At 70.3% G+C, this 25,300-nt stretch carries 25 protein-coding genes; 10 read left to right on the top strand and 15 right to left on the bottom strand.

The genetic code is table 11. From position 1 onward, the window contains the following. Nucleotides 1-64: 64 nt before the first annotated feature. From EV186_RS09740 to EV186_RS09730, 3 genes are all read left to right on the top strand, one after another. Nucleotides 65-1,456 (top strand): (Fe-S)-binding protein, encoded by a 1,392-nt coding sequence (locus EV186_RS09740; protein WP_208115624.1) that lies wholly within the window; start codon nucleotides 65-67, stop codon nucleotides 1,454-1,456. A gap of 37 nt (nucleotides 1,457-1,493) precedes the next feature. Further along, entirely contained in the window at nucleotides 1,494-3,245 is a 1,752-nt protein-coding gene (locus EV186_RS09735) for an L-lactate permease (protein ID WP_133848913.1), read from the top strand. A gap of 133 nt (nucleotides 3,246-3,378) precedes the next feature. Further along, nucleotides 3,379-4,170, top strand: a complete 792-nt coding sequence (locus tag EV186_RS09730; protein WP_166659093.1) for a DUF4383 domain-containing protein — start codon at nucleotides 3,379-3,381, stop codon at nucleotides 4,168-4,170. Between the two features lie 85 nt (nucleotides 4,171-4,255). Here EV186_RS09730 and EV186_RS09725 read toward each other — a convergent pair whose 3' ends face one another. The 10 genes from EV186_RS09725 to EV186_RS09680 form a co-directional block, all read right to left on the bottom strand. Then, nucleotides 4,256-4,699 carry a YdeI/OmpD-associated family protein gene (locus tag EV186_RS09725; RefSeq protein ID WP_133848911.1) on the bottom strand — a complete coding sequence of 148 codons (444 nt, stop codon included), beginning with the start codon at nucleotides 4,697-4,699 and terminating at the stop codon, nucleotides 4,256-4,258. After that, entirely contained in the window at nucleotides 4,696-5,940 is a 1,245-nt protein-coding gene (locus EV186_RS09720; RefSeq protein WP_133848910.1) for an ATP-grasp domain-containing protein, read from the bottom strand. Before EV186_RS09720 ends, EV186_RS09725 begins: the two co-directional genes overlap by 4 nt. Before the next feature lie 18 nt (nucleotides 5,941-5,958). Then, on the bottom strand, nucleotides 5,959-6,702 hold the full coding sequence (locus EV186_RS09715) for an esterase family protein (RefSeq protein ID WP_133848909.1): 744 nt from the start codon (nucleotides 6,700-6,702) through the stop codon (nucleotides 5,959-5,961). A 3-nt stretch (nucleotides 6,703-6,705) separates the two neighbouring features. Continuing rightward, complete coding sequence (locus EV186_RS09710; protein ID WP_133848908.1) at nucleotides 6,706-7,740, bottom strand: alpha/beta hydrolase; 1,035 nt, start codon at nucleotides 7,738-7,740, stop codon at nucleotides 6,706-6,708. A gap of 24 nt (nucleotides 7,741-7,764) precedes the next feature. Beyond that, on the bottom strand, nucleotides 7,765-8,709 hold the full coding sequence (locus EV186_RS09705; protein ID WP_133848907.1) for a quinone oxidoreductase family protein: 945 nt from the start codon (nucleotides 8,707-8,709) through the stop codon (nucleotides 7,765-7,767). Continuing rightward, nucleotides 8,709-9,071: a hypothetical protein gene (locus tag EV186_RS09700; RefSeq protein WP_133848906.1), complete on the bottom strand. Its 363-nt coding sequence runs from the start codon at nucleotides 9,069-9,071 to the stop codon at nucleotides 8,709-8,711. The genes EV186_RS09705 and EV186_RS09700 overlap by 1 nt, the downstream gene beginning before the upstream one ends. A gap of 73 nt (nucleotides 9,072-9,144) precedes the next feature. Beyond that, a complete protein-coding gene (locus EV186_RS09695; RefSeq protein ID WP_133848905.1) occupies nucleotides 9,145-10,008 on the bottom strand; it encodes a DODA-type extradiol aromatic ring-opening family dioxygenase in 864 nt (287 codons plus the stop codon). Further along, nucleotides 10,001-10,798, bottom strand: a complete 798-nt coding sequence (locus EV186_RS09690; RefSeq protein ID WP_133848904.1) for a citryl-CoA lyase — start codon at nucleotides 10,796-10,798, stop codon at nucleotides 10,001-10,003. Before EV186_RS09690 ends, EV186_RS09695 begins: the two co-directional genes overlap by 8 nt. Then, nucleotides 10,791-11,960: a CaiB/BaiF CoA transferase family protein gene (locus tag EV186_RS09685; RefSeq protein ID WP_133848903.1), complete on the bottom strand. Its 1,170-nt coding sequence runs from the start codon at nucleotides 11,958-11,960 to the stop codon at nucleotides 10,791-10,793. Before EV186_RS09685 ends, EV186_RS09690 begins: the two co-directional genes overlap by 8 nt. A 76-nt stretch (nucleotides 11,961-12,036) precedes the next feature. Further along, the gene (locus tag EV186_RS09680) at nucleotides 12,037-12,840 is read right to left on the bottom strand and encodes an IclR family transcriptional regulator domain-containing protein (protein ID WP_133848902.1); all 804 of its coding nucleotides are present in this window, start codon (nucleotides 12,838-12,840) and stop codon (nucleotides 12,037-12,039) included. A 110-nt stretch (nucleotides 12,841-12,950) separates the two neighbouring features. Between EV186_RS09680 and EV186_RS09675 the strand changes: the two genes are divergently transcribed. The 4 genes from EV186_RS09675 to EV186_RS09660 are packed head-to-tail and all read left to right on the top strand — an operon-like array spanning nucleotide 12,951 to nucleotide 16,017. After that, nucleotides 12,951-14,390 carry an amidohydrolase family protein gene (locus EV186_RS09675; protein WP_133848901.1) on the top strand — a complete coding sequence of 480 codons (1,440 nt, stop codon included), beginning with the start codon at nucleotides 12,951-12,953 and terminating at the stop codon, nucleotides 14,388-14,390. 37 nt (nucleotides 14,391-14,427) lie between these two features. Continuing rightward, nucleotides 14,428-14,760: a PadR family transcriptional regulator gene (locus EV186_RS09670; protein ID WP_243753947.1), complete on the top strand. Its 333-nt coding sequence runs from the start codon at nucleotides 14,428-14,430 to the stop codon at nucleotides 14,758-14,760. Continuing rightward, nucleotides 14,757-15,353 carry a hypothetical protein gene (locus tag EV186_RS09665; RefSeq protein ID WP_133848900.1) on the top strand — a complete coding sequence of 199 codons (597 nt, stop codon included), beginning with the start codon at nucleotides 14,757-14,759 and terminating at the stop codon, nucleotides 15,351-15,353. The genes EV186_RS09670 and EV186_RS09665 overlap by 4 nt, the downstream gene beginning before the upstream one ends. Before the next feature lies 1 nt (nucleotide 15,354). Beyond that, nucleotides 15,355-16,017 carry a hypothetical protein gene (locus tag EV186_RS09660; RefSeq protein ID WP_133848899.1) on the top strand — a complete coding sequence of 221 codons (663 nt, stop codon included), beginning with the start codon at nucleotides 15,355-15,357 and terminating at the stop codon, nucleotides 16,015-16,017. On the opposite strand, the gene EV186_RS09655 is transcribed toward EV186_RS09660, so the two are convergent. Both EV186_RS09655 and EV186_RS09650 read right to left on the bottom strand, forming a co-directional pair. Then, entirely contained in the window at nucleotides 15,999-16,436 is a 438-nt protein-coding gene (locus EV186_RS09655; protein ID WP_133848898.1) for a DinB family protein, read from the bottom strand. The genes EV186_RS09660 and EV186_RS09655 overlap by 19 nt on opposite strands. Then, nucleotides 16,436-16,918, bottom strand: a complete 483-nt coding sequence (locus EV186_RS09650) for an XdhC family protein (RefSeq protein WP_133848897.1) — start codon at nucleotides 16,916-16,918, stop codon at nucleotides 16,436-16,438. The genes EV186_RS09655 and EV186_RS09650 overlap by 1 nt, the downstream gene beginning before the upstream one ends. A gap of 46 nt (nucleotides 16,919-16,964) precedes the next feature. On the opposite strand from EV186_RS09650, the gene EV186_RS09645 reads away from it, so the two are divergent. Continuing rightward, nucleotides 16,965-18,053, top strand: coding sequence for an S-(hydroxymethyl)mycothiol dehydrogenase (locus EV186_RS09645; protein WP_133850159.1), 1,089 nt, complete (start codon nucleotides 16,965-16,967; stop codon nucleotides 18,051-18,053). Between the two features lie 52 nt (nucleotides 18,054-18,105). Next, nucleotides 18,106-21,312 carry an arabinosyltransferase domain-containing protein gene (locus tag EV186_RS09640; RefSeq protein WP_341814464.1) on the top strand — a complete coding sequence of 1,069 codons (3,207 nt, stop codon included), beginning with the start codon at nucleotides 18,106-18,108 and terminating at the stop codon, nucleotides 21,310-21,312. Nucleotides 21,313-21,402: 90 nt separating this feature from the next. On the opposite strand, the gene EV186_RS09635 is transcribed toward EV186_RS09640, so the two are convergent. Continuing rightward, complete coding sequence (locus EV186_RS09635) at nucleotides 21,403-21,753, bottom strand: hypothetical protein (RefSeq protein WP_133848896.1); 351 nt, start codon at nucleotides 21,751-21,753, stop codon at nucleotides 21,403-21,405. A gap of 92 nt (nucleotides 21,754-21,845) precedes the next feature. On the opposite strand from EV186_RS09635, the gene EV186_RS09630 reads away from it, so the two are divergent. Then, nucleotides 21,846-22,991, top strand: a complete 1,146-nt coding sequence (locus tag EV186_RS09630) for a kynureninase (protein WP_133850157.1) — start codon at nucleotides 21,846-21,848, stop codon at nucleotides 22,989-22,991. Here the strand turns inward: EV186_RS09630 and EV186_RS09625 are convergent. Together EV186_RS09625 and EV186_RS09620 are read right to left on the bottom strand one after the other, a co-directional pair. Then, complete coding sequence (locus EV186_RS09625) at nucleotides 22,928-23,950, bottom strand: s-methyl-5-thioribose-1-phosphate isomerase (RefSeq protein ID WP_133848895.1); 1,023 nt, start codon at nucleotides 23,948-23,950, stop codon at nucleotides 22,928-22,930. The genes EV186_RS09630 and EV186_RS09625 overlap by 64 nt on opposite strands. Nucleotides 23,951-23,992: 42 nt before the next feature. Next, complete coding sequence (locus EV186_RS09620; protein WP_133848894.1) at nucleotides 23,993-25,198, bottom strand: hypothetical protein; 1,206 nt, start codon at nucleotides 25,196-25,198, stop codon at nucleotides 23,993-23,995. Nucleotides 25,199-25,300 lie beyond the last annotated feature (102 nt).

Genomic DNA, 25,300 nt, shown 5'->3' with positions numbered 1-25,300 from the left:
GGCGGACGTGCCGCTGCCGGCCTCGGTCGCGGCCAGCGCCGCCGCCGCGACGGTCGGGCTCGGCATGCCGGGCTCCGGTCCGCCGCCCGGCAGCGCCTTCGACCAGCACCACCCGCCGGACGCGGCGCTGATCAGCGACTGCGTCCACTGTGGATTCTGCCTGCCGACGTGCCCCACGTACGTGTTGTGGGGCGAGGAGATGGACAGCCCGCGCGGGCGCATCGACATCATGAAGGGCGGGCTGCGCGGCGACGCGTTCGACGCCAACAGCGTGCGCCACCTCGACCAGTGCCTGGGCTGCATGGCGTGCGTGACGGCGTGCCCGTCCGGCGTCCAGTACGACAAGCTGATCGAGGCGACCCGGGCGCAGCTCGAGCGCCGGGTCAAGCGCCCGCGCGGTGAGCGCCTGGTCCGCAGGATGGTCTACAGCCTGTTCCCGTACCCGCGCCGGCTCAAGGTCGTGCGCGGGCCGTTGCGGGCCTACCAGGCGACCAGGCTCAACCGGCTCCTCGCGCGCACCGGTCTGCTCGGCAAGCTGCCGGAGTCGTTGCAGGCCATGGAAGCCCTCGCGCCCAAGCTCGGCCGCGTCGAGAAGCTGCCCGAGCGCACGCCCGCGGCCGGTACCAAGCGCAAGACCGTAGGTCTGCTCACCGGGTGCGTGCAGGGCACGTTCTTCCCGGACGTCAACGCCGCCACCGTGCGCGTGCTCGCCGCCGAGGGCTGCGAGGTCGTGGTGCCGCCCAGGCAGAGCTGCTGCGGCGCGTTGTCGGCGCACGCGGGCCGGGAGCCGGAGGCGCTCGCGTTCGCCAAGCGGGTCATCGAGACCTTCGAGGCCGCCGATGTCGACGCCGTCGTGGTGAACGCGGCCGGCTGCGGCTCCAACCTCAAGGACTTCGCGCACCAGCTGCGTGACGAGCCGGGGTGGGCCGAGCGGGCGAAGGCGTTGTCGGCCAAGGCACGCGACGTCAGCGAGTTGATCGACGAGCTCGGCCCGGTCGCGTCCTACCAGCCCCTGACCGTGACCGTCGCCTACCAGGACGCCTGCCACCTCGGGCACGCGCAGGGCGTGCGGGCCCAGCCGCGCCGACTGCTGCGCACCATCCCCGGCATCGAGCTGCGTGAGCTCACCGAGCCGGAGATCTGTTGCGGCAGTGCGGGAACCTACAACCTGCTGCACCCCGAGCCGGCCCGCGAACTCGGCGAGCGCAAGGCGAACGCGGTGCTGGCCACCGGTGCGCAGCTGATGGTGACCGCGAACCCGGGCTGCTGGATGCAGGTGGCGACCACGCTGGCCCGGATGGGCAAGCGGCTGCCGGTCGCGCACACCGTGCAGGTGCTGGACGCCGCGATCCGCGGCGTCCCGGTCGAAGACGTGCTGGCCGCCGCCCTTGACGGACCTGGCACCGTTGTCTCCAGCAAGTCCACTGTGGAGAGAAAGAAGAAGAAGGACAAATAGCAGCACCCGCCGCGCCGTTCACGCCAAGAGGTGTTCCATGCTGTTAGCCGACTACCACCAGCACTACCGCCCGATCGGCGATTCGCTGGGCCTGTCCTCGTTGTTCGCGATCCTTCCGCTGCTCGTGCTGTTCATCCTGCTGGGTGTGCTGCGCATGCGGGCGTGGCTGGCCTCGCTGATCTCCTTGGCGGTCGCGCTCGTCGTCGCGGTCGCCGTCTACTCGATGAACTTCGGTGACGCGCTCAACAGCGGCCTGTTGGGCGCGGCATTCGGGTTCTTCCCGATCATGTGGATCGTCATCAACGCGATCTGGGTCTACAACCTGACCGTCGAGACCGGGCACTTCGACGTGCTGCGGCGCTCGTTCGCCCGGATCAGTGACGACCAGCGCGTCCAGGCAATCATCATCGCGTTCTCCTTCGGCGCACTGCTCGAGGCGCTCGCCGGGTTCGGCACCCCGGTGGCGATCAGCTCGGTGATGCTGATCGCGCTGGGCTTCCGGCCGTTGAAGGCGGCGGCGCTGGCCCTGGTGGCGAACACCGCTCCGGTGGCGTTCGGTGCCCTCGCCGTGCCGATCACCACCCTGGCCACGGTCACCAACCTGCCGCTGGCTGACCTCGGCGCGATGGTCGGGCGCCAGACCCCGCTGCTGGCGGTGTTCGTGCCGCTCGCGCTGGTCTTCATCGTCGACGGCAAGCGCGGCCTGCGCCAGACCTGGCCGCCCGCGCTGCTGTGCGGCTTCGTCTTCGGCCTCTTCCAGTACCTGTCGGCGAACTTCTGGTCGGTGCCGCTGGCCGACATCATCGCGTCGCTGGCCTCCGCGCTGGCCGTGCTGCTGTTCACCCGGGTGTGGAAGGCGCGCGAGAGCTACATCGAGACCGACACCGACGACGACACCGAGGCGGCCACTGTGGACGGTGGCAGCGGACCCGCTGGGCGGGCAGCGGTGGCCACCCAGGCCCGGGCCGAGCTGCACTCGGACGTCCGGGACACCCCGATGGAGGTGTTCCGGGCCTATTCGCCCTACCTGGTGATCATCGTGGTGTTCGTGCTGGCCACCCGCGTGCCCGCGATCACCGGCAAGGCGCCGACCAAGCCGGGGCAGAGCGGGACCGGGTTGGAATCGGTGACCCACATCGTCAACTGGCCCGGCCTGCACATCTTCAACGAGGCGGGCAAGGCGGTGTCGACGACGTTCAAGCTGAACTACCTGTCGGCGGCCGGCACCTTGCTGCTGATCGCCGGCCTGCTCACGATGCCGTTGCTCAAGGTCGGCTTCGGCCGTGCGCTGCGGGCTTACGGGCGAACGCTGGACCAGCTGAAGTACGCGATCCTCACCGTGATGCTCGTGCTGGCCTTGGGTTACCTGATGAACGAGTCGGGCTCGACGACCACGCTCGGGCTGTGGGCGGCCGGGGCCGGCGGCGCGTTCGCGTTCCTGTCCCCGATCCTCGGCTGGCTCGGCGTCGCGGTGACCGGTTCGGACACCTCGTCGAACTCGCTCTTCGGCGCCCTGCAGGTCACCGCGGCGACCAAGGCCGGGCTCTCCACGACGTTGATGGCCGCGGCCAACTCCTCCGGTGGCGTGCTGGGCAAGATGATCTCGCCGCAGAACCTCGCGATCGCCGCGTCCGCGGTGGGCATGCAGGGCAAGGAAGGCGTGCTGTTCCGTCGGGTGGTCGGCTGGAGCCTGGTGTTCCTGTTGTTCATGTGCGTGCTGGTGCTGTTGCAGAGCACGCCGGTGCTCAGCTGGATGGTGGTGGACGCGCCACCACCGACGATCGGCTGAGTCGGCCGATCGCGCCGGGCGGCCGGCTCCACGCCGGCCGCCCGGCTCACGACCACGTTCGATGTACCCCGGTTTGGTTACCGCCCGCAATGGGAACACCTCTGGAAGGCAACAGACGCCGATGGAGGTAGTCATGGCTCGCGCAAGGACCAAAGCGCGGATCCGCAGGGCCGGCATGCAGCCGGTGCAGGTGCTCGCCGGCATCGTGGCGCTGGCTTTGCTGGTGCTCGGCATCGTCGGGTTCAACGAGACCGGGGTGACCGACTGGAGCTCGTCCAATGTGGCCACCGTGATCGGGTTCCACATGACCGCGGGCCGCAGTCTCATCTACGTGCTGGCGGGTGCCATCGGCATCCTGATGGCGCTGCTCGCCGGAACGGCCCGGCTGTACGGCTGGCTGCTGATGATCGGCTTCGCCGCGTTGATCCTGTGGGGCCTCGCCGTGGTCGGCACGTTCTCGTCGAACCCGGTGTCCGGCCTGGGCAACCCGCTGCACCTGGCCGTCTCGGACAACTGGTGGCACGCGGGCGGGTTGGTGCTCGCCCTGCTGGTCGTCGCGCTGCCCGCGCGGCGCGTGATCGTCACCGACGAGGTGGAGGAGGTCGACGAGCGCCCGGTCGAGCCCGTGCCGGTCGAGCCTGCGGTTGCGCCGACCCGCACCGATGAGCGCGACGACACCGTGATGGCACGCCCCGAGCACGAGGGCATCCGCGACACGCGCGATGTCCGGGACGTCCGGGACCGCGACACCGCCATGACCGCGCACACCGAACACGGGGAGCCCCTCGCCGAGGAGCGCCAGGGCGAGCGCATGGCGCCCATGCCCGCGGTGGCCAGCGACGAAGGTGCGGCACCGCAGGAGCGCAAGCACAAGTGGAACCCGTTCAACCGGGGTTCGCACGGCACGACCCCCGGCTACCGCTGACCCTCCCGGTAGTCGCGGCACGAAAGCCGACCGGTTTGCAGGGGCCGGTCGGCTTTCGGCCGCGTCCAGGACCGTTGATCCTCGATCAAGTCGTGGTCGTCAGGCTCGCCACGATCTTCTCGACGCGCCGCAGCCGCGTCGCCTCGGCTTTCGCCGACTCCACCGAGCGCGTGTGTTCCTTGCGCATCGTGTAGGACAGCGCCTCGAATCGTTGCCGGGCCCCGGGTTCGGCGTCCAGCGCCGCGAGCAGGTCCGCCGGCGGGGTCACCTCACGCGGCGCCGAGTCCAGCTCCAGCTCGACCTCCAGCACGTCACCGGCCGCGACACCCGCGCCCGCGCGGTGTTCCGCGCTCACGCCGAGCATGTGCTTGCCACCCATCGACGCGATCGTGTTCCGGTATGTGTACCCGTTGATGGTGACCTTCACGGGTGGTCGCTTGCCCGCGCCGAACGAGGTCACCACCGCGTCGGGCACCTCGAATCCCGTTGCGGTCTTCCCGTTCAGCAGCAGCGGTGCGGTGAACTTCACGCGTTGTCCTTCAACCACAGGCCGATGAGGCCGCGGAAGTGCGCGACGAACCGGTCGTGCTCGGCCGCCGGGTACGTCGTGCGCACCGTGTCGACCAGCAGGTCGTCGAAGTCCTTCGATGCGACCCAGTCACGCACCAGATCGTCCACACCGGACAGTGCCGTCGCGCAGAAGTCCTGGTAGCGCTCGGTTTCGAAGTAGTCGTCGGCCAGTCGCCGGTACTCGGTGAGCTTCTCGGCGTAGTCGCGGTCGGAGTCGGCGACGGCGAAGTAGTTCGCCGTGTCCAGGTCGAGGCGCGGCTTGCGGCCGGTCACGGCGCAGAACACCGACCACTTCAGCAGCGTGCCGATCGCCCACGGGAAGTAGTAGTGCAGCGAGGTGATCGAGATGTCCGGGCAGGCGTTGGCGTAGTCGATGGGGTGCACCTGGTCGCCGATCACCAGGCTCTCGCAGGAGTTGAACTCCCACCGGAAGAACGCGTTGATCAGCCGCGAGATGCTGAGCACCTCGTCACCGGCCTGCTCGGACAAGAACCCGTGCTCCACCGCGTAACGGTCGTGCATGGGCAACTCGGGCCGGAACTTCATCACCATGCTCTCCGGCCCGATGGTCAGCGACCGCGCGAACACGTCGTAGCCCTCGACAGAGGCTTGCAGGTGCATCAACATCTCGCCGGAGGCGTCGTAGGCCTCGTGCAGCGTCTGCGGGTCCTTGATGCGCGACACCCCGCGCCACGCCCCGCCGTCGAAGGGCTTCATGAACAACGGGTAGCCGACCTGGTCGGCGACCTCGTCGAGGTCGAACGGGCGGTTGTACTTCGCGGCCGTGTAGGCGTAGCGCGCGTTGTCGACCGGGTTCTTGTACGGCACCAGCCAGGTGTCCGGCACCTTGAGCCCGAGGCGGATCATCGCGCAGTACGCGGCGTGCTTTTCCATGGACTGGAACGTGAACGGGCTGTTGAGCAGGTACACCCCGTCCATCAGCGCGACCTTCTTGAGCCACTCGCGCGGCACGTAGTACCAGTAGGCGAGCCGGTCGATCACCAAGTCGTAGCGCGGCTTGGCCCGCAGGTCGAACGGCTCGATGGTGATCCGCTCGGTGGCCAGCCGGTGTTCTCGACCGTCCGCGTCCCGCACCGGACCAAGCTTGCGCACCAATTCCTCGAACGCACGGGGCCAGTCTTCCTCGGTACCCAACAGCAAGCCCAGCAGGTGCGCGGACTTGTCGGTCCGGTCGGCCATGCGTCCTCCTCGAGCGGATCAGCAGAAGCGGGGCAGGTGGTGAGCCAGCTGGGCGCGCCACGACGGCCAGTCGTGCGGGACGTCGTGCCCCCACACGTCCAGTTCACAGCGGATTCCCTTGGCGTGCAACAGTTCGCCGAGGTGCCGGGTCGACTCCAGCGCGCCGGTGGTGTCCTCCCACTGGCCCTGGCCGACCACGAGCAGCACCGAGAGCCGCGAGCGCAGCCAGTCGAGGTGATCGCCGCCCAGGTTGGGCACGAAGTCGATCGGGTTGGCGAAGTAGGTGGCGTCGCCGCGATCACCCCAGCCGTACCAGCTCGTCGGCTCGTAGTTGCCCGACATGCCGATGGCGAGCGGAAAGAGGTCGGCCCGGCGCAACGCGAACAGCACAGCGTGGAACGCGCCCAGCGAGGCGCCCAGCGTCGCGATGTCCTGCGCTCCGCCGGAGTCGGCGTGGATGAACGGCACCACCTGGTCGATGATCCACGACTCGTACTCACCGTGCCGGATGGCGCGTTCCTCGACCGGGATCTCACGGTTGGACCATGTGGCCGCGTCGTGCGAGTCGACGCAGTAGAGCTTCACCTTGCCCTCGTCGAGCAGGGGAGCGACGGCGCCGATCATGCCGTTGTTCTCGAAGTCGTGCGCCCGGCCCTGTTCGCTGGGGAAGACCAGCACGGGGCGGCCGTAGTGGCCGTAGGCGATGACCGTCCCGGCGCCGCCGGCCGCGGGCGCGGGCAACTGGACCTCGTCGCGTCGCACGGTTCAGCCCACCCAGACCGCGCGCAGCAGGTCGGCCAGCGCCGGGTCGAACGCGTCGCGCCAGCTCACGTAGTTGTGCGCGTCCGGCGTCTCGGTCAGCTTCGCCGGGTAGCCCTGGGCGGCGAGCGCGCGGGCCATCTGCCGGTTGTTGGCCAGGTTCTCCTCGGCGGTACCGCAGGTCAGCGCGACCGGCACGGGCTCGACCGCCGCCTCACCGCGCAGCACCTCGGCGGTGTAGGCACTGACCTGGGCGAACATGCTGAACCGGCCCCTTTCTTGGGGATCGAGCTCCTTGTCCAGGAACGACGCCGACTGCAGGAAGAGCCCGCCGAAGAGACCCTTGTGGCTGCGCTGGGCGTGCAGCATGGCCAGGCCACCCAGGCTCGCACCCATGCCGACCACTGGCCCCTCGACCGCCACGAGCTCGCGCAGCGCCGGCAGCACGGTGTCGTGCAGCAGCGCCGAATGCTCGGGGTTGGCGGAGTACTCCTCGTCGCGGTGCACCGGCTGCAGCATGGCGACCCGGTGGCGGGGCAGGCGCCCGGCGGCGATGAGCGCCGCGCTGAACCCGGTCAACGCGGCGAGCCGGTCGTATTCCGGGCCGTCGTGCGCGACCAGCAAGGGCAGCGGGTCGGTCGGTTCGGTGTCCGCGGGCGCCCACAGACGGATCGTGTCGGTGACGTCGACGGTCTCGCCGGGCACCTTCTCGGCGTCGAGCCACGCCGGTGCCACATAGCCGGGGAACTCGACGACCGACTTGTCGCCGAACGCGCCGGGTGCACGCAGCGGGTTGCCCGGGTCGCAGATCTCCTCGACTTCGCCGTCGACGTGGTGCAGCTGGAGCTTGTACTCCATCCGCAGCGCGGGCGGGCGCGGCAGGTCGAGCTCCCACACCTTGCCGGCCCGGGCGAACTCGAGCCGGGCGTCGGGCAGGGAGAGGGCGGGCAGCAGCCGGGTGCCGGTCAGGGCGAGTTCGGCGTCCGGCAGGCGGAACGTCACCGATTCCTCGGTGACCAGCGGGGCGATCACCCGACCCATCCCAGTCACCGGGAGCGGCGGGTGTCAAGACGGCCGCAGCACGATCCGCCCGGACGCGGCTCCGTCGCGTTGGCGCTGCCACGCGGCTCCGACCTCGGCCAGCGGCACCACCTCGTGGGTCACCGACAGCTCGCCTGCGGCGGCGTGACCAGCGAGGACACCGATCGCGTCGGCCCGCTGGCGGGTCGTCAGCTCGTTGTTGGTGTAGCCGAGCAAGCGCAGTGGCTTGCCGCGCAGGGTGGCCGAATCCAACGGGCAGGTCTCCGCCGCGGCGCTACCCAGGTTGACCAGCCGTCCACCGGGCCGCAGCACCTTGGCCGCGGCCGCCGCGGGCGGGCCGAAGAGCGGGTCGAGCACGAGGTCGACCGGTCCGTCGGCGGCGTCGGCGAACCGCTTGGCCAGCACGGCCACGTCGTCGGTGTCGAGCGCGACCACGGCGTCCGCCGCCGCGGCTCGGTCCCGGGCGCCCGCCGAGCGCGCGGCGGCGATCACCCGGCGTGCCCCGGCCAACCGGGCCAGCTGGATGGCGGCCTGGCCGACGACGCCACCGGCGCCGAGCACGATCACCTGTTCACCGGCCGCCAGCTCGCCACGCCACGTCAACGCCATGAAGGCCGCGAGCGCCGACAACCCGAGGGCCGCGAACCCAGCCGGGTCGGTGCCGTCCGGGAGCGGCACCACCTCCGCGGCCACGGCGTACTGCGCCATGCTGCCGTCGCCCGGCGCCATCCCGGCCGAGGTGGGGAACCAGACCAGCCGGCCGTCGGCCACGCCGACGCCTTGCACGCCCGGCACGTACGGACACGCCGGGCGGCCGAAATACGACGTGCCGGTCGCACACAACAGGTCCAGCGGCGTGATCGGCGCGGCGAGCACTTCGACCAGCGTGTGACCGGTTGGCGCGGCCGGCGGCTCGCGCTCGGCGAGCACCGGCGAGCTGCCGGGCACACGCAGCTCGGCGGCCCACATCAGGTCGCGATGTCCGGGTAGGGGAGCGATTCGTGGGCGAGGCGGCGGGCGTACTCGAGCTGGAAGCCGAGCGGTTCGTCGTGGTCGCGCTCGAACATCGCGATGAACAACGTCAGGGTGAGGAACGGGTGCGCGCCGAGGGCGAACAGGGCCGGGTAGTCGTGCCCGGCGAGCGCCGCTCGCTCGGTGTCGTCGAACGCCAGCCACGTCGAGGACTCACCGGTGTGGCAGTTGAGGATGCGGTTGGCGTGCTCCGCCTCCCACCACGCGACCGTCCCTTGTGGATCCTCGCGGTAGCGCTCGACCAGTTCCGGGTCGCGGTCGACGGTGAACAGGAACTTGTTCACCAGGTACTTGCTCATCCCCGCCCCCTCGCTGAGGCGCGGGGCCGGCATTCGCCGGCTCGCAGTGTCCTTGGTTCGCTCGCAAGCTCGCTCACGGTGCACCGCCGTTCGGGTACCAGGTGAAGTAGGCCTCCATGGTGTGGAAGAGGTCGTAGGTGTCCACGTAGTCGGCCTTGCGGCCCTCCCCGGCCACCCCCATCATCAGCATGAAGTCCATGAAGCCGTGGGTGGCGTTGCCGGGCGCGTGCAGGCTGTCCAGCGTCACCTCGCGCAGGCACCCGTCCAGGTCGCCGGTGGCGATCCACTCCACGGCCCGCCGGTCGAACTCCGGGTCGGGGCCGTGCGGGCCGAACTGGCGCGGCCCGCCGAGTTCCAGCGACAGGTGGCCGGTGCCGATGATCGCCACCCGCTGCTGCGAGGGCCACGACTCGACCAGCTCGCGGATCGTCTGTCCCAGTTGGACGAAGCGCTTGGGTTGCGGCAGCGGGGGAGCGAAGATGTTGGTGTAGACCGGCACGATCGGCAGGTCGTTCTGCGGGCGCAGGGTGATGATCGGGCAGGTGATCGAGTGGTCGATCCGCAGCTCGTTGGAGAACGCCAGGTCGAAGCCCGCGTCGAGCCCCTCACGCAGCACGTACGCGGACAGGTCCTCCTGCCCGCGCACGGTCATGCGAGGCAGGCCGAACTCGCGTTCCTCGTTGTACCAGTTGGCGTCGTAGAACGGCGCCTTGCCGATCAGGAACTGCGGCATGTTGTCCAGCCACAACTGGTGGAAGTGATCGGAGCCGACCATCACCAGCACGTCCGGGTTCGCCTTGGTCAGGGTCTCGCGGAACGCCTCGACCTTGCGCACCCACTCGTCGGCGAACGGTGGCCGGTCCGCGCCGGTGGACGTGCTCGCCCGGTAGTAGAAGGGGTGGTGGGTCGACGCGATCACCGCGACCACTTCAGCCATCTGTGCCTCCGGCGGGGTCTGGGGGAACGGAGACGTTGTTCTGGTCCACCGACAGGAAGATCTGGTTGGCCAGCGGGTGGCGCAGCTCCTCGGCGAGCTGGCCGATCAGCCCGGCCGTGCGGGCAAGCAACGCGAAGCCACGCAACAACTCCATGGGCAGGCCGAGGTCGGCGAGCGCGGCACCGCACACCCCGGCGCCGTTGAGCGGGAGTGTCTTGCCGAGCACCTGCGGGTGCACGCGGCCGATCGCCGCGAACAACTCCAGGTGCGGGCCGAAGCAGTCCTCCTCACGGGCGATCTGGAACAGCCGCGGGGTGCGCGGGTCGCCTTGCTTGTGCACGTGGTGGCCCAGACCCGGGACGAACTTCCCGGCTTCCCGTTGGGCCCGCACGGTTTTGAGCGCGAGGGCGTCCCAGCCTGCCGCGTCGAGCGGGAGCTGGGTGGCGCGCAGGACCTCGTGGAGGAACCGGCCCGCGTCCTCGGTGACGCCGAGGAACCGCGAGCCGCCGCCGAGCAGGCCCGCGGCCAGCGCCCCTTGCACGGAGTCCGGCGCGCTCAGGTAGGTCAGCCGCGCGGTGATCGCGGTCGGGGTGAACCCGTGGTCGGCCAGTGCGGCCAGCACGGCCTCGAACACCCTTGTCTCGCCGGGGCTCGGGCGTCGCTGCGTGGCCAGCCAGAAGGCCAGCTCGCCGAAGCCGACCTCGCCCATCACGTCCTCGGCCAGGTCCACGCCCAGCAGCGTGATCTTGTCCGGTGTGGACGCACCCAGCGCCGTCGGGTACTCAGGCATCTGTGGCATCCTCGTCCTCCAGCCAGGCCCGCAGTTCCGCGCCGTGCTCGTCGGGTCGTGGCGGCGCCAGCCGGTAGGACACGGGTGTCTCGGAGAACCGGATCGGGTTGCGGGTCGTGGGGATCACGCGGTCACCCGCGCCGACATCGACGATCGGGTCCAGCTCGAAGCGTTCGGCCATCGCGAAGCCGCCGTCGATGGTGTTGATCGGCCCGCTCGGCACGCCGGCGTCGACCAGCAGCTCGAACCACTCGACCGCGCCGCGCTTGGCCAGCTGTTCGGTGAGGATCGGGCGCAGCTCGTCGCGGCGCTCGGTGCGGTCGGCGTTGCGGGCGAAGCGCGGGTCGGTGCCGATCTCGGGAATGCCGAGCACGTCGCAGAGCTTGCGGAACTGCCCGTCGTTGGCGGCCGCGATGATGATGTCGTTGTCGGCGGTCGGCAGCGGCTCGTAGGGGAAGACGCTCGGGTGGGCGTTGCCCATCCGGTACGGCACGACCCCGCCCGCGGCGTAGGCGGAGCTGTGGTTCACCAGGCCGCTCAAGGCCGAGGACAGCAGGTTCACCTCGACGCGTTGCCCGCGGCCGGTCCGGTCGCGGTGGCGCAAGGCGGCCAGAATGCCGATCAGCACGTGGTTCCCGGCCATCACGTCGAACACCGAGATGCCCGCGCGGTACGGCGGGCCGTCCGGGTCGCCGGTGAGGCTCATCAGCCCGGACATGGCCTGGACCATCAGGTCGTAGCCGGGCACCTTGGCGCCCGCACCGGTGCCGAAGCCGCTGATCGAGGCGTAGATGATGCCCTCGTTGGCCGCACGTACCGAGTCGTAGTCCAGGCCGTAGCGATCCAGGCCGCCGGGCCGGAAGTTCTCCAGCAGCACGTCGGCACGGCGGGCGAGCTCGCGGGCCAGCCGCAGGTCGTGCTCGTCGCCGAGGTCCAGCTGGACCGACCGCTTGCCGCGGTTGATGCCCAGGTAGTACGTGGACTCGCCGTCGCGCACCGGCGGCATCCAGGTGCGGGTGTCGTCGCCGCGCGGGCCCTCGACCTTGATCACGTCGGCGCCGAGGTCGGCGAGCAGCATGGTCGCGTACGGACCGGCGAGGATGCGGGAGAAGTCGGCCACGAGCAGCCCGCCGAGTGGCCCGGTGGGCTGCTGTTCGGTCATACGCCCTCGCCTTCGTCCGTGATGCGGACATCTGTCCGCCGATCGAGTGTGGCACGCGGCGGCGTCGTGCGGAAGGTCAGGACGCGCGGGTCGTGTGCGGCACCGTCGTCAGCCGGGCGAAGTCGGCGCTGATGTCGCCCGCGGCCTGCAGGAGCAACGGCAGGTGGTGCTCGACGAGGTGTTCGGTCGTCGTCTCGGCGGCGTGGGTGTTGACGTTGAGCGCGGCGATCACCGTGCCGTCGCCGTCGCGGATCGGTGCGGCCACCGAGCGGATGCCCAGCGCCAGCTGCTGGTCGGTGAGCGCCCAGCCACGGGCCCGCACCTCGCGCAGTTCGGCGTCGCGCTCGGCCTTGTCGGGCCGCCAGCGTGGTTCGAGCCCGGACCGGGTCGGCTGCGCCAGCACGGCGTCCACCTCGGCGGAGGACATCGCGGCGAGCAGCACCTTGCCCAGCGACGTCTGCAGGGCGGGGAAACGCGTGCCGATCTGGACGGCGAGCGCGACGATCTTGGGTACCGCGACCCGCGCGACGTAGACGATGTCGGACCCGTCGAGCTGCGCGATCGAGCACGACTCGTTCGTGCGGGCGGAAAGCCTCTCCATGTACGGGCGCGCCACCTCCCACAAGCCCTGCGAGCGCACATAGGCGACGCCGAGGTCGAGCACCCGTGGTGTCAGGGCGTAGCCGGTGCCGTCGGTGCGCACGTAGCCGAGCTCGGCCAGGGTGAGCAGGATCCTCCGCGCGGTCGGCCGGGCCAGCCCGGTCGCGCCGGCCACCTCGGCCAGCGTCATCACCGGCCGTCCGGGCGTGAACGCGGTGATCACCTCGAGGCCGCGGGCGAGCGCCTCGATGAAGTCGGGTCCCGCGCCGTCCCGGGGCATCGTCACTCCTGGCCGATCGGGGCCGGTGGTCCATTGACATCCGGCCGGTGGCTGATCAGAGTAGCAACGACCGCACAGCGGACGAGCGTCCGAAATGCAGGAGGTCGGCGATGGAGCGGATCGAGCCCGGTGGGCCGGTGGTCTTGCGCCACGGGACGGTGCTCCCGATGACCGACGGGCACCCCGTGCTCGCCGACACCGACGTGCTGGTGGTCGAGGACAAGATCAGTGCCGTGGGTCCGAACCTGCCCGCACCCGACGGCGCCGCCGAGATCGACGCGACCGGCGGCATCGTCCTGCCCGGTCTGATCGACACGCACCGGCACATGTGGCAGACCGCGATGCGTGGCTACGGCGCCGACTGGACGCTGACCCAGTACTTCGTCTGGTACTACCTCGAACACGGCAAGCGGTTCCGGCCGCGGGACATCCACGCGGGCAACGTGCTCGCCGCGTGGGAGGCGCTGGACGCGGGCGTCACCACGGTCGTCGACTGGTCGCACGGCCTGCAGACCTCCGAGCACGGCGACGCCGCGGTCGACGCGTTGCAGTCGGTGCCCGGCCGGTTCGTGCTGGCCTACGGCAACATCCAGCAGTCGCCTGCCGAATGGACAGCGGCGCCGGAGTTCCGCGACTTCGTGCGCAGGCGGATCACCGGCGACGATCTGCTCGGCTTCCAGCTGGCGTTCGACGTGACCGGCGACCCGGAGTTCCCCGAGAAGGCCGCCTTCGAGGTCGCGCGCGAGCTGGGCGTCGCGGTCACCACGCACGCGGGCGTCTGGGGCGCGACGAGCGACGCGAGCATCAAACTCATGTACGACAACGGGTTCATGACCCCCGAGACCGTCTACGTGCACGCGGCGTCGCTGTCCACGGACTCCTACCAGCGGATCGCGGCGACCGGCGGTTCGATCTCGGTGTCGACCGAGAGCGAGCAGAGCGCCGGGCAGGGCTACCCGCCCACCTGGGCCGTGCGCGCGCACGACATCCCGGTGTCGCTGTCCATGGACACCAGCGTCTGGTGGAGTGGTGACCTGTTCTCCGCGATGCGTTCCACGCTCGGCGCCGACCGCTCGCGCGAACACCTTGAGGCGCACGCCAAGGGCGACACCGTCACGCACGCGGGCCTGCGGGCCGAGCAGGTCGTGCACTGGGCCACCCGCGGCGGCGCGCACGCCATCGGCCGCGACGCCGACCTCGGCCGGCTGGAGCCAGGGGCCAAGGCGGACGTCGTGCTGATCAAGAACGACGCGTCCCCGGTGTCGTTCCCCGTGCTGAACCCTTATGGGCACGTGGTTTTCCAGGCCCAGCGCGGCGACGTGCACACGGTCCTGGTGAACGGGCGCGTGGTGAAACACGAGCACCGGCTGGTCGACGCCGACCTGGCCGCCGCCCGCCGCGCCGTCGAGGACACGGTGTCCTACCTGCGTGCCGAGATGGGCGAGGAGGCGTGGCAGCAGGGCATGCACCCGGACGTCCCCGATGCCAAGGTCCTCGACAACCCGTACCAGTACACCGACTTCCGCAGCGCGGACACGCACACTACCTAGGTAGACATAGCGGCTCTACCTAGGTAGAGTTCGGCGCGTGGCAGTGGGAAAGCTCAGGATGACACCGCAGACCGTGGCGGTGCTGTCGGTCATGATCGAGGAACCGGACCAGGCGCACTACGGCCTGGCCATCGCCCGCGCGACGGGCCTCAAGACGGGCACCTTGCACCCGATCCTGGCGCGGCTGCAGGAGGCGGGCTGGACCACGAGCGCGTGGGAAGACCCCGAAGACCACGAGGACCAGGGGCGGCCGCGCCGCCGCTACCACCGCCTGACCAAGGACGGTGAACTCGCCGCCCGCCGAGCCGTCGCCGCCGCGAGCGCGTCCGGCGCCCGCGCGGCCCTGCGCCCGAGGACGGCACAGTCGTGAAGAGACGTGAAACCCCAGGCTGGGGCTACCTCATCTTCGACGCGGCGGTGATGTGCGTCATCATGTTGGTCGTCAACTCGTTGTCGCAGGTCATCGACACGGTCGGTGACCTGGGCGCCGGCCATGGCGTCGGCGAGGTCGTGCTCGCGCTGGTGGCGGTCGTCGGAGTGCTCGCCATGGTGCTGCTCTCCGTGGTGGCGATCCTCGATTCCCGCAGAGCGAAGGTCTCCCGACCGCCGACCCGGGAGGACGAGCTGGAGGAGCGGCGCGCGTGGCTGGCTGACCTCCGCGAGCAGGGCGCACCATGGCATCAGCGCTTGGTGCAACGTCTCAGCCTGACTTTCGTCGCGGCTCCGGTCATGGCTGTGCGCAGGGGATTGCGATCCCACACGGTCCCCTGGACACCAAGGCGGCGCGTGCACTCCTTCGCGATCACCGTGATCGCGGTCATGGTGACGTTCGCCATCCGGGACGGCTTCCCCGACCCGTGGTCGGTAGTGGGCACTCTGGCCGCCGTCCTGCTCGTCGACCTGGTCGCCTGCTTGATCATCGGCCGCCGTGAACGGCGCAAGGCTCAGCAAGGTGCGGCTTGACATGCCGAAGCGACCGGTCCGCGGGACCACCGCCGGGCACTTCTGGACGGCGGCGATTGTTCTCGCCGCCGTGCTGACGACCGTCGTCCATTTCATCCCGATTGTGGTCGAGACCATCAGTGACCTGGTCAACGGGAACAGAGTCGGTCACGACTTCTGGGAGGTCGTGGGCGCCCTCTGGATGATCGTGGGTACGCCGGTCTTGGTGCTCGCGCTTCTCTGGCCGGAGAAGATGGTTCGGCCGACACCTCCCGGGCTGACCAGGGAGGAAGAACAGGAGGAGCGGCGCGCGTGGCTGGCCGACCTCCGCGAGCAAGGCGCACCCTGGCACCAGCTGCTGCTGCAACGCCTCAGCCTGACTTTCGTCGCGATCCCGGTCATGACCATGCGCAGGTTGATCCGTGGCAGCTCCGCCAAGCGCACAGCGCGGGACCGGGTGCACCTCTGGACGATCTCGTTCGCCAACAGTCTCCTGTACAACAACGAACTGCGTCATGCCTTCGGCACGTTCGGGGTGGCCGCGGTGCTGGCCGGCTTGGTGGTCGTCGATCGGCTGCTGTGCCGGCTTGTGGCCAGTCCGCGCCGGCGGGCGCGAGCGGCCCAGTCGGAGAAGCCGAAGCAGCCGGAGAAGCCGATGGCCAAGATTTACTGGCCCGCCTCGTAGAGGTCGCGCAATAGGGCGATCTCCGCGCCGTGGTGGATGAGTTCGTCGAGAATGTGGTGCACGAAGGCGCGCCGCGTCGAATCTCCGAACGGCCCGGCGATCCGGCCGATCGGCGCCGACAAGTCGCCGGTGTCGGCCAATGCCTTGCGCCACAACGCATACGCCTCAGCCAGTTCCGCCAGAGCGTCGGCCGCCGAGGTCGGTGAGCCGGTCGGCCGATCGGCCGGCACTGGCACGCCGAGCCAGGTGAAGTTGCGTTCCTCGGCGAGCATGTCTCGCACGTGCGTGATCCGCCAGACCATCGTGGTGACGCCCGGTTCCCAGAAGTACTCGTCGTCGGTCATGCCGTCGACGCGTTCACGCAGCCGGTTCCAGGCGTAGTCGGAGAATTCGAGCAGGTCCTCCCGTTCGGAACGCATCAGAACGCGAACCCGCCCGGCTTGCCGTTGCGGTCGGCCAGCAGTCCGGCGAGCGTGGCGATGGCGATCTCCGCGGGCAGGCGCGAACCGATGTTGAGCCCGATCGGCCGGTGCACGCGGGCGATCTCGTCCTCGGGCACGCCGAGCGCACGCAACGCGGGCACGTGCGGCGAATCGACCGAGGCCTTGCCCATCACCCCGATCCAGCGCGCCTTGGTGGCCAGCGCGTCGCGCAGCACCTCGCCGAGTTCGGGGCGGTGGTGGTCGGTGACGACGACGTCGGTGGTGTCGTCGAGGTCGGCCGGCATCGGCTTGCCCTGCGCCGGATCGACCACCACGGTCGTGAAGTGGGCGTCGGCGGCATAACGGACGAGGAACCCGGCGACGGGGGAGTCGAAGACGGCGACCAGCGTGCGCTCGGGCAGGTTGCCGGGCGTGGCGCCGTGGGCCACGTCGTCCGGGGACGGCTCGTGGTTTGTCATGGCCGAAGTCTGGCGCATGCGGGCCTCGTCGGCCACGATCATGGCCATGGTCCACGAAGTCCAGGCAGTCGTCGCCCGCGCCAAGGGCGAGCCCGTCGAGTTGACGACGATCCTCGTCCCCGATCCCGGCCCGGGCGAGGCGCTGGTCCGCGTCCAGTCCTGCGGGGTCTGCCACACCGACCTGCACTACCGCGACGGCGGGATCGGCGACGACTTCCCGTACCTGCTCGGCCACGAGGCCGCGGGCATCGTCGAGTCGGTTGGCGAGGGCGTGGACGACGTCGCGCCCGGGGACTTCGTGATCCTCAACTGGCGCGCGGTCTGCGGCAAGTGTCGCGCCTGCGCCAAGGGAAAGCCCTGGTACTGCTTCGACACGCACAACGCCACCCAGCCGATGACCCTGCCCGACGGCACCGTGCTCTCGCCCGCGCTGGGCATCGGCGCGTTCGCCGAGAAGACCCTCGTGGCCGCCGGCCAGTGCACCAAAGTGGACCCCGAGGCCTCGCCCGCGGCCGCCGGCCTGCTCGGCTGCGGCGTGATGGCCGGCATCGGCGCGGCGATCAACACCGGCGGGGTCACCCGGGGCGACAGCGTCGCGGTGATCGGCTGCGGCGGCGTCGGCGACGCGGCCATCGCGGGCGCCAAGCTCGCGGGCGCGAGCACGATCATCGCGATCGACGTCGCGGACCGGAAACTGGAGTTGGCCAAGGGAATCGGCGCCACGCACACGGTCAACGCCAACGAGGTCGACGTCGTCGAGGCGGTCCGTGAGCTCACCGGCGGCAACGGCGCCGACGTGGTGATCGAGGCGGTCGGCCGCCCGGAGACCTGGACGCAGGCGTTCTACGCACGCGACCTCGCGGGCACCGTCGTACTGGTCGGCGTCCCGACCCCGGAACTCACCGTCGAACTGCCGATGATCGACCTGTTCTCGCGCGGCGGCGCCCTCAAGTCGTCGTGGTACGGGGACTGCCTGCCTTCGCGCGACTTCCCCTACCTGGTCGACTTGTACCGCCAAGGCCGCCTTGACCTGGACGCGTTCGTCTCCGAGACGATCGGCGTCGGCGACGTCGAAGCGGCCTTCGAGAAGATGCACAAAGGCGAGGTCCTGCGCTCGGTTGTGATCTTCGAGTAAATAGGGCGACCCTCGGTAACGGGCCCGGAGCCGGGCGGTAGCGTTACGCCCGATGACCGCTCCGACCAGCCCAATTGATCCGGTCACCGACGCTGAAACTGGGCACGGCGACCAGTTCGACGGCCCGTCGGTCCGGTCGCCGCGCACGGCCCGCATCGCGATGCTCGCGGGCCTGCTCGGCCTGTTGTCGGCGATCTGCGCGATCGCCGTGCCTCTGCTGCCCGTGGTGCAGCAGACCTCCCGCATCGTCTGGCCCAACGCCGGTGACGTGCGCCCGGTCAACGCACCGCTGACCGCCTACTGGGCGCAGGACCTCGAGGTGACGGTGCCGTGCGCCACCGTGCACGCCATCGACGCCCACAGCGGCGAACGCTCCCTGCTGTTCGCGACGGTGCCGACGGAGCGCACCGTGTACGGCGCGGGCATGCAGGTCGACGTCGAGAACAACCGGCTGCGCGTGGTCAACCGGGGCGAGCAGGTCGCCGACCTGCTGCTGCCCGCGAACCGGTGCGACATCCACGTCTCGTCGACCTACGACCACACCGTGGTGACGGTCGGCGGCGCCGCGGTGGTGAAGAAGCAGGCCGACGTGCGGCCGCGGATCATCGGCATCTACTCCGGGGTCGCCCCCGGTGACCCGATCGACGGGCTCTCGGTGTCGATCGTGCCGGACACCCGCTACGAGTCGTACCCGACGCTGCTCAAGACCGGGGTCAGCATCATCGCGGTCCTGGCGTTGATCGGCAGCCTCTTCGCGTTGTCCCGCATGGACGCCAACTACGCGCGGCGGGCGCCGCGCTGGGCGCCGATCGGCTGGTGGCGGCCAACCTGGCGGGACGTGACGGTGGTCGCGGTGCTCGGCGCGTGGACCGTGATGGGTCCGGTGACCTCCGACGACGGCTACATCTTCACGATGGCCAGGGTCGAGGACACGGCCGGTTACCTGACCAACTACTACCGGTGGCTGGGTGTGGCCGAAGCGCCCTTCGGCTGGTACTACCACCTGTTCCAGGCGATGACGCACGTCAGCTCGTCGCCGGTGTGGATGCGGCTGCCCGCGTTCTTCCTCGGCGTGGTGAGCTGGCTGTTGATCAGCCGCGAGGTCATGCCGCGCCTGGGTACGCAGGTCCGGCGCAGCACGGCCGCCGGCTGGGCCGCCGCCGCCGTGCTGCTCGTGTGGTGGCTGCCCTACAACAATGGCCTGCGCCCGGAGCCGGTCGCCGCGGTCGGCTCGCTGCTCGCGCTGTGCGCCGTCGAGCGCGCCCTGGTGACCCGCCGGATGCTGCCGCTCTGCCTTGGCCTGCTGGCCGCCGCGCTCACCCTCGCCGCGACCCCGACCGGGTTGATCGCGATCGCACCGTTCCTCGTGGCCGCGCGGCCGCTGTGGCGGCTGGTGCGCCAGCGCGCCCGTGCCGACGGCTGGCAGCGGGTGCTCGGGCCGATGATGGGCGCCGGGTTCTTCGTGCTGGTCATCGTGTTCGCCGACCAGACGCTGGCGGGCGTGCAGGAGGCGACGCGGCTGCGCTCGGCCGTCGGCCCGAACCTGTCGTGGTTCGCCGAACCGGCCCGGTACCAACTGCTCTTCTCCAACACCCCCGACGGCTCGGTGGCCCGGCGCTTCCCGGTGCTGCTGCTGATCCTCTGCACGGTCACGTGCATGGTGTTCCTGTTGCGGCGCGGGCGGATTCCCGGCGCCGCGCTCGGGCCGAGCCGCAGGCTGATCGCGACCGTCGCGGTGACGTTCCCGCTGATGGCCCTGACACCGACGAAGTGGACCCACCACTTCGGCTCGTACGCACCGCTGGGTGCGGCGCTCGCGGCGCTGACGGCGTTGACGACCAGTGGCACCGTGCTGCGCTCGCGGCGCAACCGGTCGGCGTTCGTGGCCGCGTTGCTGGTGGTCGCCGCGATCGCGTTCACCGGACCGAACGCCTACTGGTACGTCTCGTCGTTCGGCGTGCCCTGGTACGACCGGTCGCCGTCGATCGCCGGGCTGCCGTGGAGCTCCTTCCTGGTGATGGGCGCCCTGGTGGCGATGGTGGTCGCGATCGTGGAGAACGTGCGCTCGGAGCGCCCGGGTGCACCACCGCCCCGGGTCGAACGGCGCAGCCGTGCCCTGCGGATGGCCGCCGCGCCGCTGACGGTGATCTGCGGTGCGATGGTCGTGTTCGAGTTCAGCAGCATGGCCACGGCCATCGTGGTGCAGAAGCACAACGACTCCTACAGCCTCGGTGCCGCCAACGCGAAGAGCGTGGTGGCCAGCGGCTGCAACCTGTCCGACTCGGTGATGGTCGAGCGCGAACCGGCGGACAGCATCCTGACCCCGCTGCCCTCGGCGCAGCAGCACACCGTGCCGCTGCCGCCGCAGCGCCCCGGCCCCGGTCTGCCGCCGGACAAGCTCTACGGCAACGACCAGGTGCAGGTCGGCTTCCACACCATGCCGGTCAGCGACGACGACGCCATCGACGAGCCGCCGCACGCGTTCACCCGGCGCGCGGTGCCGATGTGGAGCAGCTACCACGATCCTGCCGGTCCGACCGGCAAGCTGCGCACCGCCTGGTACGACCTGACCGCCGCGGACAAGACCCGCCAGCTGGTCGTGGCCGCGGCTCGCGACGCCAAGCTCGGTGACTCGCTCGCGGTGACCATCACCGCGGAGTTCGGCGTGCACACGCCGAAGGGCATGAAGGTCACCAAGACGCTGACCATGCCGCTGCCGCACCCGACGACCAGCGACGACCCGTGGTCCGACAGCCGCATCGACCTCGCGGGCCAGCTGCCCGACGCGATCGACTCCGTGCGCATCGTGGTCTCCGACTACGACCTGCACGACGAGGGCTGGATCGCGATCACCGCGCCGCGGTCGCCGGTCCTGACCACCCTGACCCAACAGGTCGGCGACGCGCCGGTGCTGATGGACTGGCCGGTCCCGTTCGTGTTCCCGTGCCTGAACCCGGTGAAGGTCCACGACGGCATCACCGACGTGCCGCAGTACCGGATCACCTCCGACCCGATCCTCCCGGGCGGCCAGTGGTCGTCGGCGCGGGCCGGTGGACCGGCAGGCATCATGGAGGAACTGGGCCACGAGCCGGAGATCCCGACGTTCCTGCAGGGCCAACCGGACCGCAAGTGGGGCCAGTTGCTCGCGGTGGACCCCTACGTGGACGGCGTCGCCCCGACGATCATCCGCGGCGAGGAAACCCAGTGGGGCTGGTACTCCCCGGGCCACGGCCCGAACATGGCCTCCGCACCGGCCTGACCGAACGGCGCCCGCGGCCCGGTCCGCTCGGCCAGTTCGGTCGGTCCAGGTGGCCCAGTCGGCTCGGTCAGCCCGGTCGGCCCGGTCAGCTCAGTCGAAGACGATGCCGCGGGCTTGGTGGTCGGGCCACGTCAGCTCGAGGACCCGGACCACGGCGGCCGGCGGGTTGTGCAGCACGAGCCGGGCCGGGGCGGTCAGCAACTCGGCCGCCCGGACCAGCGCCGCCACGGCGGCCGTGTCCACCGGGTCGGTGTCGTCGAAGGACGTCAGCTCGGCCAGGTCCAGGTGGACGTCGCCCCGGGCGTTGGTGCACAGCGTGGTCAGAACGCGTTCGAAGCGGGCTCGGGTGCACTCGTCGGCCACCGGCTCGGCGGGTCCCGGCCGCATCTGCGGACGGACGTGCGCCGGCCGCTGGGCGGCCCGACCGCGATCGACCGGCATCACGTGGGTCCCCTTCCCGCGGAATTGGCAAAGGCTAGCCAGCCGCACCGGTGCGGTGGCAGTGCCGTCAGGCCCTATCGTGATCGGTTGTGATGTCGTTGCAGCGTGCCCGTGACCTCGACCGATCCGACCCGCTCGGCGAACTGCGCGGGCAGTACGACATTCCTTCCGGGACGGTCTACCTGGACGGAAATTCCCTGGGCGCGCCGCTGCGCTCGATCCCCGGCCGGCTGGCCGAGGTGGTGTCCGGGCAGTGGGCGGGCCGGCTGATCCGGGCGTGGCCGGAGCATTGGTGGGACGCGCCGGTCCGCGTCGGTGAGCGGATCGCGCCGCTGGTCGGCGCCGCGCCCGGCCAGGTCGTGGTCGGGGACTCGACCACGGTGAACCTCTTCAAGTCGATCATCGCCGGGCTGCGGATCGGCGCCGGCCGGGGCCGATCCGAGCTGGCCGTGCTCGGCGACGCGTTCCCGACCGACCGCTACATCGCCGTGTCGGCCGCACGCATGATGGACAGTCCGATCACGACGGAGATCACCGAACGCACTGCCTTGGTCCTCGCCGGGCACGTCGACTACCGCACTGGGGTCATAGCCGACTTCGCCGCGATCACCGAGCAGGCCCACGACGCGGGCGCGGTGATCCTCTGGGACCTCTGCCACAGCGTCGGCGCGCTGCCGGTCGAGCTGGACGCACACGCGGTCGACCTGGCCGTCGGCTGCACCTACAAGTTCCTCAGCGGTGGACCTGGCGCACCCGCTTTCGTCTACGTGGCCTCGGCGTTGCAGGCCGACTACGACCAGCCGCTGACCGGCTGGACCGGGCACGCCGACCCGTTCGCGATGACCGAGGACTACCAGGCCGCCGAAGGCGTCGCCCGCGCGCGGGCCGGCACCCCGGACATGCTGTCGATGCTCGCCCTGGACGCGGCCCTCGACATCTGGGACCAGACGTCCATTGTGGATGCTCGGGCCAAGGCCCAGCAGCTCACCCAGTTCTTCGTGGACTGCGTCGAAGACCTGCCGGTCACCGTCCTCGCGCCGGATCCGGCCACCCGCGGCAACCAGGTGTCCCTGCGCCACCCCGACGCGAAGGACCTGATCGCCAGGCTCGCGGAGCAGGACATCCTGGGTGACTTCCGCACCCCGGACATCGCCCGGTTCGGTTTCCAGCCGCTCTACGTCAGCTTCGAGGACGCCTGGCGCGCCGCGTCCGCGTTGCGCGCGCTGCTGTCCACATAGGACGCGAGGTCGTACGGTGCGAACACACCGCGATCGGTCACGACCGCGCTGACGAACCGCGGCGGCGTCACGTCGAACGCCGGGTACCGCCCAGTCACCAGCGTCGACGCCGTGCGGGTGCCGAGGCAGTGCAGGACCTCGTCCCCGTCGCGTTCCTCGATCGGCACCGACGCGGCGGTCGGCGACTGCGGGTCCGGGCCGGACACCAGCGGGTAGAACGGCACGCCGAACGCGTGCGCGCACACCGCGATCGGCAGGGTGCCGACCTTGTTGACCACGTGCCCGTCCATGGTCACCCGGTCCGCGCCGGACAGGAACGCCGACACCTCGCCACCGGACAGGAAGTGCCCGGCCATGCCATCGGTGATCAACTCGGTCGGCACGCCCATCTCGGCGAGGCTCTCCGCGGTCAACCGCGCGCCCTGCAGGTACGGGCGGGTCTCGGTGCACAGCGCGCGAATCCGCTTGCCGTCCCGCTGCGCGGCCGCGACGGTCTCGGTCAGGTAGGTCTCGGCCCAGCAGTGGGTGAGGATCGTGTCGCCGTCGTGCAGCAGGGCCGCGGCCGCCGTGCCGAGCCGCCGCCAGCCCGCGTGGTGCCGCTCGATCAGCGCGGCCGCCGCCTGCTCCATCGAAGCGGCGTCGGGGTGCCGGCCGGCGAGCAACTCGGTGATCACGTCGCGGATGTGGTTGTTGGTGGGCCGCGTCGCGATCAGCCGCGCACCCGCGGCGGCCAGGAACTCGGGGCGGGCGGACTGCCGCGCGGCGAGCACCATGGCCGCGGCCGCGGCGTGCAACGGCCCGAGGCTCTGGGTGACCATCTGCTCGATGGCCACGGCGACTTCCTCGTAGGTCCGGCAGGTCACCCAGGTCCGCTGGAACGGGAAGACCCGGCGGTCGAGGATGCGGACGGCGTCGGGTTCCAGCAGCACGCTCTGCTCGACGAGCGAAGGGGCGGTCACCCCACCATTGTGCCGCCTGGCCTGTAGCCGCACGCAGAACGATCAGTCCACCTGGCTGCGCATGTCGACCATGTCCTCCAGGCCCTTCAGCGCGTTGATGACGAAATCGGCGATCGTCTCGACCCTCTTGTTCTCGTCGTAGCTCCTGAAAAGCACGACGAGCGCCTCCGTGCAGCCCTCGTCCTTCGTGACGTCCTCGAGGAACTTGAAGGGGCTGAACTGGTCGAGCACGAGGTCCTTGGCCGTGATCGCGCCGGAGAGCACATCCTTGACCGTCTTGGCCGCTTCCTTGGGGGCCACGCTGGTCTTGTTGATGTTGAGCATGATCGGCATGAAGTCGTCTATCTGCACGTGTGGGTCGTCGAGCGCCGCGAACCGCTGTTGGACGACCCCCTCGACCTTGCCGGACAGGAACGCTTCGGCCTCTTGCACCGTCATCGTCAGGTTCGTGTACTGGTCCTTGGCGGCTTCGACGGTCTGCCGGACGCCCTGGATCTCCTGCCGGACCGCTTCCTTGGCCGACGCGACCACTTCCGTGACCGCCTCCCGGAAGGTGTCCATGTAGGTGTTCTTGGCCCTGCTGATGGTTTCGATCTGCAGTGCGTCCTCGACCCAGGTCTTGTCCGGTTCCTCCGATGGCGTCGCCGCGGGTGAGGCCGCGCCGCCGACCAGGTCGTCCTCGACCCAGGTATTCTCCGGTTGTCCCGGCGAGGTCCCGGCCTCGTCGATGGGCTGGGCGGTCGTCTTGTCCTCGATCGGATCGTCTTGCTTGCGCCACTCGGTGTCCTTGCGCTTCTCGGCTTCGTTGAACGCGGCGATCTTCTGCAGCTCGGCGTCGCGCTGCTCGCGCTGTTCGGCCTCCTTCACCCGTCCCAGCGGGGTCGCGTGGACGCCGGGGTCCGAGAAGTCCGTGAGGTTCGGTTCGACCAGGTCGTCGCCGGCCGCCGCAGCCGCGCCCGAGAACCAGCCGGCGATGGCGCTGACCATCGCACTGAACGGGCTCGAACCGCCGCCGCTCGAGTCATCACTGCTCGAGACCGAGTAGTCGTCGCGAGAACTGTCCGAGCTGTCGGTGCTGCCCAGGTCCCACAAGTGCGACCGGTCGGATTCCCCGTTCTCCGCCTTCGGACTCTCGTCCGTCGGTTGCGGTTCCGAGCTCGGTTCCTGGGCAGCGGCAGGCGGTGGGGCCTCAGTTCGCCGTTCCTCTTCGAGCTGGTCGGTCATGAACTCGAACATGCCTTCCGACATCGCGCGCTCCTAATCAGTTCTGGGAGTGAGTCATCCGGCACACTCCTGGTGGTAGCCGGCCGGCAGGTGAGCACTGATCGTTCCTGGACGTTGAGTCCTGCT

The organism is Labedaea rhizosphaerae (assembly GCF_004362825.1).
GTDB lineage: Bacteria > Actinomycetota > Actinomycetes > Mycobacteriales > Pseudonocardiaceae > Labedaea > Labedaea rhizosphaerae.
Note: the sequence above shows the minus strand (reverse complement) of the source record. Positions and strands in the feature narration are given on the sequence as shown.